This is a genomic window from Corallococcus sp. 4LFB, assembly GCF_046520365.1.
Taxonomy (GTDB): Bacteria; Myxococcota; Myxococcia; order Myxococcales; family Myxococcaceae; genus Corallococcus; species Corallococcus caeni.
In genome coordinates, this window is the sequence record NZ_JBKGHJ010000267.1 from 1 (window position 1) to 11560 (window position 11560).

Here is an 11560-nt window from a genome sequence, read left to right on the forward strand (position 1 = left end):
CGAAGCGGGGCCCGGGTCCGGCGCAGGGGACACGGCGGCTCTGGACGGGGCAGGCGCCTCGCGGGCCGGCCACAGCAGCACGGCGCCGAGCGCGGCCACCAGCACGACCGCGCCCCCCAGCATCACCCGCTTGCGGTTCCGCATCGTCCACTCCCCCTACAACCGAAGGCGCCAGCCGTCACCCTGGCGCTCCACCCGGAAGAGGAACGGCTCCGAGCGCTCCGCTCCTCCCTGCGACACGCGCGCCCGCACGAGCACCGCGTCCGGGTCGCGACCATCCACCTTCGCGTCGAGCACGTCCACCAGGCCCAGGCCGTGCTCGCGCAGGTCCTTCACCGTCTCCTCGCACGGGGGCACGCCCTGCCCGGTCACCAGCAGGGGGCCCAGCACCGCGCAGTCCCCCGACGGCAGGGCCTGGAAGAAGCGGCGCACCACCGCCTCCCCGGCCTCCGCCTGGGAGGACGTCGTGGACGGACAACCGAGCACGCCGAGCGCGGCGAGCCACAGCCCCACCGCGTGTCTCACCGCGCGTCCCATGCGGCCTTCAGTAGCAGTTGGGCGCGAACAGCTCGTCGTCCGACGCGGACGCGAACTGGTCATCGCAGTAGCCAGACGCCAGCATGTGGCCGTTGCGCACGCAGCCGTCGTGGTTGGTGGCGTCCAGCGTGTACTGCGTGTCGCCACCGCAGCCGCCGCCGCAGCGGCCGAAGCAGTTGCCCATCACCTTGGGGCGCGACCAGTGGTCCGGCTCGCCGCACACCCAGGTGCCGCCGTTCAGGTAGTACTCGTCGCCGCTGCACGTCGTGTGGTCCCCCAGCTGGCGATCTGCTGGTTGCGCGTGTTGTCGAAGCCGCCCTTGTTGCAGTCGTGCTTCGCGTACGAGTACCAGTTGTACGTGCCGCCACAGCTGCCCGTGTTCCTGCCGCCGCACTTCGCGTAGCTGCACAGCATCGTGTAGCCGCGGCCCTGCTCGCCCATCACCGTGCGCTTGAGCGTGACGCTCGTGGGCTGCTGCGCCCACAGGCCCACCGCGCGGCGCAGGTACATGGCCTCCGGCGCGGCCGCGTCACCCTGGGGCAACCCCTGGCTCAGCGCCCCGTAGAACGCGCTCAGCACCTGGCGGTCCTGCTCCACCACCTGCGTGTCCTGCGTGTTCGCGTCCGCGAAGCCGTCCAGCGTGGACACGCCCGACGCCGGGTCCATCAGGCCCGTCAGCGTCATGCCGTGCATGCGCACCTCCAGGCGGTACACCCCGGGCTCCACCTCCCGCGAGGCGAAGGACACCGTCTGCCCGTCGTGCGCCCAGGTGCCCTCGGTCAGCCCCGTCCCGGCGGTGAGCGACAGCCCCTCGGGGGACGCCGGCGGCGCCTCCGTGCCCGCGCCACCACAGCCCCACAGCAGCAACGCCGCGACCGCACCACCCAGTGCCTTGCGCATCCGTTTCACCCTCCGGCCAGGACAACTTCCAAGAATTCGAGGCGAGCGCGGAATTACCGGGCGGCTGGACGGGACACAAGGCGGGGTGCGTCAGGCAGGGCGCCCGGGCATCCGGACGGTCCCGGAGGGCCGCCTGGCTGTTCACGGCGGACGGGCGCGCAGGGGCGGGGATGTGGCATGACGGGCCCGCGAAGCAGGTCGTTCCCCTTGTGGAGGAGGTCTCCTTGAAAATCCCCGCGCTCACCGTGGTGGCGGCGCTCGCCGCGACGGGTTGCTCCAACGGCAGCATCACCCAGAACCGCGAGGCCATGGCCCGCGTGGCCGCCAACGCGGCGAAGCCCCAGGTGGCGCCCGCCAAGGGCTCGGAGCCGCTGGCCGGCACGCCGGACGCCTTCAAGGCCCTGTGCAAGGCGGACCTGGAGCGCGCGCAGGCGCAGGTGGCCGCGCTGAAGAAGCTGGACCCCAAGACGAACGGCCAGGGCGTCCTCAAGGCGTACGACGAGGCGCAGACGGCGCTCATCAACGCGGCCAACCGCTCCAGCCTCACGCACGAGGTGCACCCGGACGCGGCCATGCGCGACGCGTCCCGCGAGTGCGAGCAGCAGGTGGACGCGGCCAACGTGGCGCTGTCGCAGGACCGCGGCGTCTACGACGCGCTGTCGCTGGTGGACCTGTCCAAGGCGGACGTGCCCACGCAGTACTGGATGAGCCGCACGCTGCTGGACTTCCGCCGCGCGGGCGTGGACCGGGACGAGGCCACGCGCGCCCAGGTGAAGACGCTCAACGAGGAGATTTTGAAGCTGGGCCAGCAGTTCGGGCAGAACATCGCGGAGGACACGCGCAGCGTGGCCTTCACGCCCAAGGACCTGGACGGGCTGCCGGAGGACTACAAGAAGGCGCACGCGCCCGGCGCGGACGGCAAGGTGGTCATCACCAGCAACTACCCGGACTACTTCCCGTTCATGACGTACGCGAAGAACGCGAAGGCGCGCGAGAAGCTGTGGCGCACCTACCGCCAGCGCGCGTTCCCCAAGAACCAGGCGGTGCTCGCGCAGCTCATCGAGAAGCGCGACGCGCTGGCGAAGCTCCTGGGCTACGACAACTACGCGGCCTTCACGACCGAAACGCGCATGACGCGCACGCAGCAGGCGGCGGCGGACTTCATCGACCAGCTGGCGCAGGCCACGGAGGCCCGCGCGAAGAAGGAGATGGCGGACCTGCTGGCGCGCAAGAAGAAGGACGTGAAGGGCGCCACCGCGGTGGAGCCCTGGGACCAGGACTACTACGAGGACCGGCTGCGCGCGGAGAAGTTCGGGTTCGACTCGCAGGCGGTGCGGCCCTACCTGGAGTACGCGCGCGTGAAGGACGGCGTGATGGGCATCACCTCCAGCTTGTGGGGGGTGGCCTTCCAGCCGGTGAAGGACGCGAAGACGTGGCACGCCGACGTGGAGGCGTACGACGTCGTGGACAACGGCAAGCCGCTGGGCCGCATCTACCTGGACATGCACCCGCGCGACGACAAGTACAAGCACGCGGCGCAGTTCGACCTGGTGACGGGTGAGCAGGGCAAGCGGCTGCCGGAGGGCGTGCTGGTGTGCAACTTCCCGCGCCCCGGCGACCTGATGACGCACGACGAGGTGGAGACGTTCTTCCACGAGTTCGGCCACCTGATGCACGCCATCTTCTCCGGCCACCAGAAGTGGACGCCCATCTCCGGCATCTCCACGGAGCGCGACTTCGTGGAGACGCCGTCCATGCTCCTGCAGCAGTGGGCGGAGCAGCCGGAGGTGCTCAAGAGCTTCGCCAAGCACCACGAGACGAACGAGCCCATCCCCGCGGAGCTGGTGGAGAAGCTGCGCGCGTCGAAGGAGTTCGGCCTGGGCCTGTACGCGCGCCGCCAGCTGTTCCTGTCCGCGGTCAGCCTCCAGTACTACTCGCGCGCGCCGGGCTTCGACACGTCCGCGGTGCTCTCCGAGCTGCAGAAGAAGCTGTCCCCCTTCCGCCACGAGTACCGCGACGGCACCCACTTCGAGCTCGCCTTCGGGCACCTGGATGGGTACTCGGCCGCGTACTACACGTACCTCTGGTCCTCCGTCATCGCGAAGGACCTGGAGTCGAAGTTCCAGGAGAGCGGCTACCTGGACCGCGACACGGCCATGCACTACCGCAAGACGGTGCTGGAGCCCGGCGGCTCCAAGCCCGCCGCGGAGCTGGTGAAGGACTTCCTCGGCCGGCCGTACGCCTTCGAGGCCTACCGCGCGTACCTCGACGGCGCCCCCAAGACGACGGGCACCGCGAAGGAAACGAAGTAACGCTGTCGCTCGCATGAAGCGCCGCGCGCCGCCTGCCCCGTCCTCCGGGGCAGGAGTCGGCGCGCGGTGCCTTCCCGGTCCACGGGCGCTGCCCGGCCGCGGAACTCCCCTTCCCCACCCTGTCCCCCGCGCGTGCCCATCCCCGCCCCGGGGACGGAGCCCGGCGTCGCCCTGTCGTCACGGGAGCGCTGGTGAGGGTCTTGCTTTGAAGCACGTCCACCGGGGCCCTTTCGAAGCCCGGAGGAGGCGTGGACGAGGTGACGGCCTGCGGTCGGAGATGGCGGAGGGTGGGCCTGGCGGCGGCGGCGGTGGTGCTGGCCGTGAGCTGCAACGGGACGCCCCCCAAGGCGCGGGTGCTGCCGGGGCCGGACGCGCCCGGTCCCACGGATCCGCGGGACGCGCAGTGCCGTGCGGCGGCGCGCGACCCGGGCCGCGTCACGCTGCACCGCCTCAACCGCGCTGAGTACGACAACACCGTGCGCGACCTCTTGGGCGACACGGGCTCGCCCGCGAGCGACTTCCCGCCGGACGACCACGGCTTCGGCTTCGACAACAACGCGGACGTGCTCAGCATGTCCCCGCTGCTGATGGAGAAGTACTCGCACGCGGCGCAGGCGCTGGTGGAGGCCGCGTGGGCGCGGGGCGCGTTCGGCACCTGCGTGCTCGACCCCGCCCGGCCGGAGCCGTGCGCGCGACAGCTGCTGAAGACCTTCGCGCGCCGCGCCTGGCGCCGGCCCGTCACCGCCGAGGAGGTGGAGCGGCTGGTCGCGCTCGTCACGCTGCCCGGCGGCACGGTGACGCGCCGGAGGTGGGCGTGAAGCTGGCGCTGCGCGCGGTGCTGGTGTCGCCCCACTTCCTCTTCCGCGTGGAGCTGGACCCGTCTCCCGCGTCCACCGCGCCGCACCCCGTGAGCGACCTGGAGCTGGCCAGCCGCCTGTCCTACTTCCTCTGGAGCAGCATGCCGGACGAGGCGCTGTTGCAGGTGGCGGAGGGCGGCCACCTGCACGAGCCGCAGGTGCTGGAGGCGCAGGTGCGGCGCATGCTGGCGGACCCCAGGGCCCGCGCGCTGGTGGACAACTTCGCGGGCCAGTGGCTCTACACGCGCGCGCTGGACTCCGCGCAGCCGGTGTCGCGCTACGGCTTCGACGAACCGCTGCGGGACGCCATGCGCCAGGAGATGCAGCTCGTCTTCCAGGAGTTCGTCACCGGCGACCACCGCCTCAAGGACCTGCTGGACGCGCCCTTCACCTACGTGAACGACCGGCTGGCCACGCACTACGGCCTGCCCAGGCCGGGCACCCAGACAATGACGCGCGTGGAGCTGAAGGGCCACCCGGAGCGCGCGGGCCTCTTCGGGAAGGGCTCGCTGCTCACCGTCACCGCCAACCCGGACCGCACGTCGCCGGTGAAGCGCGGCGTCTGGGTGCTGGAGCAGCTGCTGTGCAAGGCGCCGCCGCCGCCACCGCCCGACGCGGGCGGGCTGGCCCCGGCGGTGGACCCCACGCTGAACATCAAGGCGCGCATGGCGGAGCACCGCGCGAACCCGGGCTGCTCGGGCTGTCACGCGCTGATGGATCCGCTGGGCTTCGGCATGGAGAACTTCGACCCGGTGGGCCGCTGGCGCACGAAGGAGGAAGGCGGCGCGCAGGTGGACGCCAGCGGGGAGCTGCCCGGGGGCAAGACGTTCCAGGGCGTGGTGGAGCTGCGCGCGGTGGTGAAGGAGGACCCGGACCTGTCCGCGTGCATGACGCGGCACCTGCTCACCTACGCGCTGGGGCGCGGCGCGGAGGAAGAGGACCGCTGCACCGTGCGCGACATCTCCCAGCAGGCCGAAGGCCGGGGCGGCCGGCTCACCGACTACATCCTCGCCATCGTCCGCAGCGACGCGTTCCTGCGGCGGCGCGGCGAGGCGGAGGCACCCACGCCATGAACCGCACCCCTGTCCTGTCCCGCCGGACGCTCCTGCGCGGCCTGGGCGCGCTGATGGCGCTGCCCCTGCTGGACGTCATGCGCCCGCGCACGGCCCGCGCCGCCACGCCGGCCCCGCGCCGCTTCGTGGCCTTCTACACGCCCTGCGGCATCCACATGCCCAAGTGGACGCCCGGCGGCGAGGGCGCGGACTACTCGCTGACGCCCACGCTCGCGTCGCTGGCGCCGGTGAAGGGCGACCTGCTGGTGCTGAGCGGGCTGGACAACCTGCCCGGCCGGCCTGACGGCGACGGCCACCACGCCGCCGCGACGGCCGCGTTCCTGTCCTGCGTGAAGGCGCGCAAGACGGAGGGCACCAACATCCGCACCGGCATCTCCATGGACCAGGTGCTGGCGAACGCGGTGGGCAAGGCCACGCGCTACCCGTCACTGGAGCTGGGCATCGACCAGGGCCGGGGCATCGGCAACTGCGACTCCGGCTACGCGTGCCCGTACGCGAACAACATCGCGTGGGCGGGGCCGTCCACGCCCGTGCCCAAGGAGACGAAGCCCCGCGCGGCCTTCGAGCGGCTGTTCGCGGACTTCGACCCGGACGCCACGCAGGAGGAGCTGGCGAAGCGCAAGGCGTACGGCCTGAGCATCATCGACGCCGTGCGCGACGACGCGAAGGCGCTCCAGGGGAAGCTGGGCACCACCGACCGGCGCAAGCTGGACGAGTACTTCACCGGCGTGCGCGAGCTGGAGCTGCGCGTGAACGCGATGGACGGCGCCGGCCCCACGTGCGGCACCGCCGTGGAGCCCGCGGACAGCGAGGACGTGCGCGAGAAGACCAAGGCGATGCTGGACCTCATCGTGCTCGCGTTCCAGTGCGACCTGACCCGCACGTGCACCTTCATGCTGGGCAACGCGCGCAGCCAGCGCGTGTATTCGTTCCTGGGGCTGTCCGGCGAACACCACGCGTACTCGCACCACCAGCGGGCCCAGGCCAACTACGACGCGCTGGCGAAGATCGACAAGTGGGAGGTGGAGCAGTACGCGTACCTCCTCCAGCGCATGAAGGGCGTGCAGGAGGAGGGCGGGACGCTGCTGGACCACAGCGCCGTGTACTTCTCCAGTGAGATCGCCGACGGCAACATGCACGAGCACAAGAACCTGCCCATCCTGCTCGCGGGCCGCGCGGGGGGCGCCATCGCGCCGGGGCGGCACGTGCGCTACCAGGGCCAGCCGCTGGCGAACCTCTACATCGCGCTGCTCAACATGTTCGGCGTGCCCACGACGACCTTCGGGGACGACGGCACGGGGCCCCTGTCCGGCCTGGGCGGGTAGGGCAGGAAGGCGCCCGGGCACCCCGGGGGCCGCCTGCTCCGCTCAGTGGAGCTGCGCGACGGGCGCACATGCGGAATGATTCCGCGCATGGCTCCTCCTGTGTTCCGTCGCGGGCTCGCCGTGGTGCTGCTGGCTCCGCTGCTCGGCTGTGGCTCCAGCGCGAGCGCGCAGCGCCCGGTGTCCTCTTCCACGAAGCAGGCCGCGACCAACGCCGCCGCGCGCAAGGTCCCCTCGGCCACGCCGAAGCCGCCGGAGGGCACGCGCAAGCCGCTGCCCTCCGCCGCGGAGCTGAAGCGCGACATGGTGGCCGCGCACAACGAGGCGCGGGCGAAGGCCTCGCGGCCCACGCCGAAGCCGGCGCTGCCCGCGCTCACCTGGTCCGACGAGGCGGCGCGCAAGGCGGAGTCCTACGTGAAGGAGTGCCGCTTCGAGCACAACCCGGACCGGGGCACCTTCGGAGAGAACCTGGCCGCCGCGACGCCGGACACCTGGACCACCGCGCAGGTGGTGAAGGGCTGGGCGGACGAGTCCGCCGACTACGACTACGCCAGCGGCAAGTGCAAGGCCGGGAAGATGTGCGGGCACTACACGCAGGTGGTGTGGCGCACCACGAAGGCGGTGGGCTGCGCGACGCGGCTGTGCACGAAGAACTCGCCCTTCGGCGGGAACGTGAAGACGTGGCAGCTCTGGGTGTGCAACTACGCGCCGCCGGGCAACTGGGTGGGCGAGAAGCCCTACTGAGCCGCGAGCGTGACGACCTCGATGCCGCTCGCCGTGCCCACGGCGAAGCGGCGGTGCGCGGCGTCCAGCGCGAAGGGCGGCGGGGGCGGCAGGTGGTGGCGGATGCTGGCCAGCACCTTCCCCGTGTCCAGGTCCTCCCAGCGCTGCACCACGCGGCCGGTGGTGCGCGACACGAGCTTCGGGTGGCCGAAGAAGTCCACCACGTGCTCCGCGTCCACGACCATCAGCGGGCCCGCGGGCTCCTCCAGCTCCACCTCCGATAGCTGCTTGCGCTCCGTGAGCGAGTACGTGCCCAGGTAGAACTTGTCACCGTCGCGAGACTCGTCCACGCGGACGAAGACGAGCGTGTCCTTCGCCCCGAAGGCCACGGACGTGAGGAAGAGGCCGTTCTCCACGCCCTCCATCAGCGCGGCGCTGTCCAGCGACGCGGGCTCCTCCAGCGCGCGGGGCACGTCGAACGCCACCGCCGCGTCCACCGGGTGCCAGATCCACCCCGCGCTCGCCAGGTAGCGCCCGTCCGGGCTGAACTGGAGCCGCGAGTGGAAGATGTCCGCCGGGGTGTTGTCGCGCTTCGTGAGGCGCTCGCCCGTGGCGGCGTCCTCCAGCTCCACCACGCAGTACGACTCCGGGCAGTGCGCCAGCAGCGTGCGTCCGCTGGGCAGCGTGTGCAGGGCCACGGGGTAGTCGTAAACGTCCGCCTGGTAGAAGTCGCGCATCAACTGCCGCACCACGCGCGTGCCTTCGAGCAGCAGTCCCGCCGTCCCCAGCGATTCGTACAGCACGCTGTAGCGGCCGTCCGGGGACACCACCGCGCGGTCGAAGCGGTAGGCGTAGCGGATGTGCGGGTCATCGGTGGTGCCGTCCAGGCCGTAGCGCACCAGGCCGCCCACCGGGTCCACCAACGCGTCGCCGCTCCAGCACAGGGAGGACACGACGCCCGGGGTCTTCAAGGTCTGTCTCTGGAAATCCATGGCGCCGGGGACGGGGGTGCCCGGCGCGTCCTGACGGCTCCGGCCGGAAGCGGGGACGCTCAGGCCGGAATCATCGTCAGCAGCTGCTGGGCCTTCGTGCGCAGCTCCTTGTCATTGCCCTGGAGGACCTGCTCCGCGTGGTGGCGGGCCTTCGCCGGCTCCCCCAGGCGCAGCGCCAGCGCCAGGTTGAAGTGCGTGGTGGGGTCCGCCGGGTGCGCCTCCAGCACCGGGGCCAGCACGCGCGCGGCGAGCGCCGGGCCTTCGTCCGGAACGTGCTCCAGGTAGTGCACCGCCAGGTCGTTGGGCGCGCCCGTGTCCGTGGGGGCTCGCGCGACGGCCTCTTCCAGGAGCGTGCGCACCCGGCCGTGCTGGCCCGCGACGTCCAGCGCCCGCGCGAGCTGCCGGCGGGCCTCCACCGATTCGGGGTCGCGCTGGAGCACCTCCTCGAAGAGGGGCAGGGCCTCCGCCAGCTTGCCGGCGAGCAGCGCGGCCATGGCGTGCAGGCCGATGAAGTTGGGGTTCTCCGGCTCCAGCTTCCGCAGCCGCAGCGCGGCGGCCAGGGCGTTCTGCGTGAGCCCCCCGAGCAGCGACAGGTTGAAGATCTCCTCCCAGAGGACCGCGTCGTCCGGCGCCAGCGTCAGCGCGTCCCGCAGCTCCTGGAGCGCGAGCCCCAGGTCCCCTGTCTCCAGATACGCCCGCGAGCGTTCCCACTGCGCGCGGTAGGACTCCTTCGCCATCGTGACCCTCAGCCCCGGAACATCTTGTGGAACAGCCGCATGAACATGCCCGACTTGGGCGCGGTCTCCGGGCGGCCGGACTGGTGCTGCTGCGCCTGGGACTGGAGGTCCAGCTTCTGCTTCAGCTTCTTGAGGTCCGGATCGATGGAGAAGGTGCTGAACTCATCGTTCCCTTCAAGGGCTGTCTGGATCTTCCGCGCGCGGGATTCGTCGTGGCTCATGTCGCGTCTCCTGACCGGGTCCCGACCCTAGCACGGGGCACACCGGGCCCTCCCCATCCCGGTAGCCCCGCTGTCCGCTTGCCCGCACACCCACCCGCGCGCGGATAATCCCTCCCATGCGACGCCCTTCCCGCTTCCGTCCCCTGTCCGCCGCCACGCTGCTCACCCCGTTCCTCCTGCTCGCCTGCATCCCTGACGGGGACCCGGACGACTCGACCGCGGACGCGGGGCTCGATGGAGGCCTGCTGGACGACGGCGGCACCACCGGCACCGACGCGGGCACCGTGGAGCTGACGCAGTTCGCGCGGGACATGCTGGAGGCCCACAACGCGGCCCGCGCCGCCGCGAAGCCCACGCCGTCACCCGCGCTGGAGCCGCTCACGTGGGACCCTGCCGTGGCGGAGGTCGCCCAGAAGTGGGTGGAGAACTGCGACTACGAGCACAACGCGGGCCGGGGCAACGCGGGAGAGAACATCGCCGCGGCCACGCCGGACTACCTGACCGCGAAGGCCGTGGTGAAGGGCTGGGTGGACGAGGCGGCGGACTACGACTACTCGAAGAACACCTGCGCGTCGGGCAAGGTCTGCGGCCACTACACGCAGGTGGTGTGGCGCAACACGCGCCGCCTGGGCTGCGCGACGAAGCGCTGCACCGTCAATTCGCCCTTCGGCGGATCCGCCTGGGACTTCTGGGTCTGCAACTACGCGCCGCCGGGCAACTACGTGGGCCAGCGTCCGTACTGAAGGACGCTGACCCCGTGCACCCTCAGCGCTTGAGCGTGCGCGCGAGGAACGCGGACGTCTCCGCCCAGGCGGACGCGGCGGCGCGCTCGTCGTAGCGGGCGCCGGACGGGTTGGCGAAGGCGTGGTCCGCGTCGTACTCCACGATGCGGCTGCGCACGCCGGCCTCTTCCAGCGCCTTCTCGAAGGCCCGCACCGTCTCCTGCGGGATGGACTTGTCCTTCGTGCCGAAGATGCCCAGCACCTGCGCCTTGATGGTGGACAGCTGCTGGGGGTCCGTCACGGGGTGGCCGTAGTAGATGACCGCCGCGCTCAGCTCCGGAATGGCCATGGCGGTGCGCAGCGACCAGCCGCCACCGAAGCACCAGCCGATGCTGCCGGTGCGCGGGGCCTGGATGCGCGGGTCGCCCTTGAGGAACGCGTGCGCGGCCAGCAGCGTCTTCGTGGCCTGGTCGTCGTCCGCCTGCTTCACCAGCGCGAGCGCCTCCTCGGGGGTGGTGGCCACCTTGCCGTGGTAGAGGTCCACCGCGAGCGCCGCGTAGCCCTCCGCCGCCAGCCGGTCCGTCCAGGCCTGCACGTGCTCGTTGAGGCCCCACCACTCGTGGATGACGATGATGGCGGGCAGGGGGCCCTTCGCGTTCGGCGGCAGGCTCAGGTAGGCCTTGGAGCCGTCGGACAGCTCCACCGGCTGGCCCTTGCGCTCGGGGGCGGCGTCCTCGCGCAGGGTGTGCATGGCCTTGAACTCCTCCTCGGAGACAGCGCCCGTGGCGGACGGCGTGCGCGACACCTCCGCCGGCCTGCCCGTCGCGCAGGCGCCCAGCATCAGCGCCGCCGCCAGCACCCACGTGAGCCTCTTCATGTCCGGCCTCATCGTCCGTGTCCTTTCCGGGCCCGGGCTTCCCGGCCCGCTCCGCGTGCGCCTCCGGGCGTAGCGCGGTGGAGGCGGAGGCGCCAGTGCGTTGAAGCCTCGGCCGAGGCTCCGGCCGAGGCTCCGGAGGACGGACGCGAAGAGGGCCGGCGCGAGGGAAGTCCCCCACGTCCGGCCCTCGTTCTCACCCCTCCCGCGAGCGGGAGGCGGTGGCTACTTCGTCGCCGGGGGCGGCTTGCGGCCGGGGGCGGCTTCGCGCCGGGGGCCGGGGGAGCGCC

The 11560-nt window shown here is 71.9% G+C and carries 10 protein-coding genes and 2 pseudogenes; 6 read left to right on the forward strand and 6 right to left on the reverse strand.

Going from position 1 to position 11560, the window contains the following annotated elements; all coding sequences use genetic code 11:
- Positions 1-156 precede the first annotated feature (156 nt).
- Complete coding sequence (locus tag ACLEQD_RS25555; RefSeq protein ID WP_410387549.1) at positions 157-537, reverse strand: hypothetical protein; 381 nt, start codon at positions 535-537, stop codon at positions 157-159.
- 7 nt (positions 538-544) lie between these two features.
- Positions 545-1437 (reverse strand): annotated as a pseudogene (locus ACLEQD_RS25560) (hypothetical protein).
- Between the two features lie 170 nt (positions 1438-1607).
- Here ACLEQD_RS25560 and ACLEQD_RS25565 point away from each other — a divergent pair.
- From ACLEQD_RS25565 to ACLEQD_RS25585, 5 genes and pseudogenes are all read left to right on the forward strand, one after another.
- Positions 1608-3749: a M3 family metallopeptidase gene (locus ACLEQD_RS25565; RefSeq protein WP_410387551.1), complete on the forward strand. Its 2142-nt coding sequence runs from the start codon at positions 1608-1610 to the stop codon at positions 3747-3749.
- Between the two features lie 476 nt (positions 3750-4225).
- A pseudogene (locus tag ACLEQD_RS25570) lies at positions 4226-4560 on the forward strand (DUF1587 domain-containing protein); the annotation flags it as partial.
- A gap of 3 nt (positions 4561-4563) precedes the next feature.
- Entirely contained in the window at positions 4564-5679 is a 1116-nt protein-coding gene (locus ACLEQD_RS25575; protein ID WP_410387567.1) for a DUF1592 domain-containing protein, read from the forward strand.
- Entirely contained in the window at positions 5676-7004 is a 1329-nt protein-coding gene (locus ACLEQD_RS25580; protein ID WP_410387553.1) for a DUF1552 domain-containing protein, read from the forward strand. The genes ACLEQD_RS25575 and ACLEQD_RS25580 overlap by 4 nt, the downstream gene beginning before the upstream one ends.
- An 87-nt stretch (positions 7005-7091) precedes the next feature.
- A complete protein-coding gene (locus ACLEQD_RS25585; RefSeq protein ID WP_410387555.1) occupies positions 7092-7745 on the forward strand; it encodes a CAP domain-containing protein in 654 nt (217 codons plus the stop codon).
- Here ACLEQD_RS25585 and ACLEQD_RS25590 read toward each other — a convergent pair.
- The 3 genes from ACLEQD_RS25590 to ACLEQD_RS25600 all read right to left on the reverse strand — a co-directional run bounded on the left by ACLEQD_RS25590 (position 7739) and on the right by ACLEQD_RS25600 (position 9674).
- Complete coding sequence (locus tag ACLEQD_RS25590) at positions 7739-8695, reverse strand: hypothetical protein (protein WP_410387557.1); 957 nt, start codon at positions 8693-8695, stop codon at positions 7739-7741. The genes ACLEQD_RS25585 and ACLEQD_RS25590 overlap by 7 nt on opposite strands.
- Positions 8696-8775: 80 nt before the next feature.
- Positions 8776-9453, reverse strand: coding sequence for a tetratricopeptide repeat protein (locus tag ACLEQD_RS25595; protein ID WP_410387559.1), 678 nt, complete (start codon positions 9451-9453; stop codon positions 8776-8778).
- An 8-nt stretch (positions 9454-9461) separates the two neighbouring features.
- The gene (locus ACLEQD_RS25600) at positions 9462-9674 is read right to left on the reverse strand and encodes a hypothetical protein (protein WP_410387561.1); all 213 of its coding nucleotides are present in this window, start codon (positions 9672-9674) and stop codon (positions 9462-9464) included.
- A 116-nt stretch (positions 9675-9790) separates the two neighbouring features.
- Between ACLEQD_RS25600 and ACLEQD_RS25605 the strand changes: the two genes are divergently transcribed.
- Positions 9791-10417, forward strand: a complete 627-nt coding sequence (locus ACLEQD_RS25605) for a CAP domain-containing protein (protein WP_410387563.1) — start codon at positions 9791-9793, stop codon at positions 10415-10417.
- Positions 10418-10439: 22 nt separating this feature from the next.
- Here ACLEQD_RS25605 and ACLEQD_RS25610 read toward each other — a convergent pair whose 3' ends face one another.
- Entirely contained in the window at positions 10440-11273 is an 834-nt protein-coding gene (locus ACLEQD_RS25610) for a dienelactone hydrolase family protein (RefSeq protein ID WP_410387565.1), read from the reverse strand.
- Positions 11274-11560 lie beyond the last annotated feature (287 nt).

Excerpts from the sequence above, each read along its gene's own strand:
- ACLEQD_RS25555 (WP_410387549.1), bottom strand. The coding sequence starts at position 537 with ATGGGACGCGCGGTGAGACACGCGGTGGGGCTGTGGCTCGCCGCGCTC.
- ACLEQD_RS25565 (WP_410387551.1), top strand. The coding sequence starts at position 1,608 with ATGTGGCATGACGGGCCCGCGAAGCAGGTCGTTCCCCTTGTGGAGGAG.
- ACLEQD_RS25580 (WP_410387553.1), top strand. The coding sequence starts at position 5,676 with ATGAACCGCACCCCTGTCCTGTCCCGCCGGACGCTCCTGCGCGGCCTG.
- ACLEQD_RS25585 (WP_410387555.1), top strand. The coding sequence starts at position 7,092 with ATGGCTCCTCCTGTGTTCCGTCGCGGGCTCGCCGTGGTGCTGCTGGCT.
- ACLEQD_RS25595 (WP_410387559.1), bottom strand. The coding sequence starts at position 9,453 with ATGGCGAAGGAGTCCTACCGCGCGCAGTGGGAACGCTCGCGGGCGTAT.
- ACLEQD_RS25600 (WP_410387561.1), bottom strand. The coding sequence starts at position 9,674 with ATGAGCCACGACGAATCCCGCGCGCGGAAGATCCAGACAGCCCTTGAA.
- ACLEQD_RS25605 (WP_410387563.1), top strand. The coding sequence starts at position 9,791 with ATGCGACGCCCTTCCCGCTTCCGTCCCCTGTCCGCCGCCACGCTGCTC.
- ACLEQD_RS25610 (WP_410387565.1), bottom strand. The coding sequence starts at position 11,273 with ATGAAGAGGCTCACGTGGGTGCTGGCGGCGGCGCTGATGCTGGGCGCC.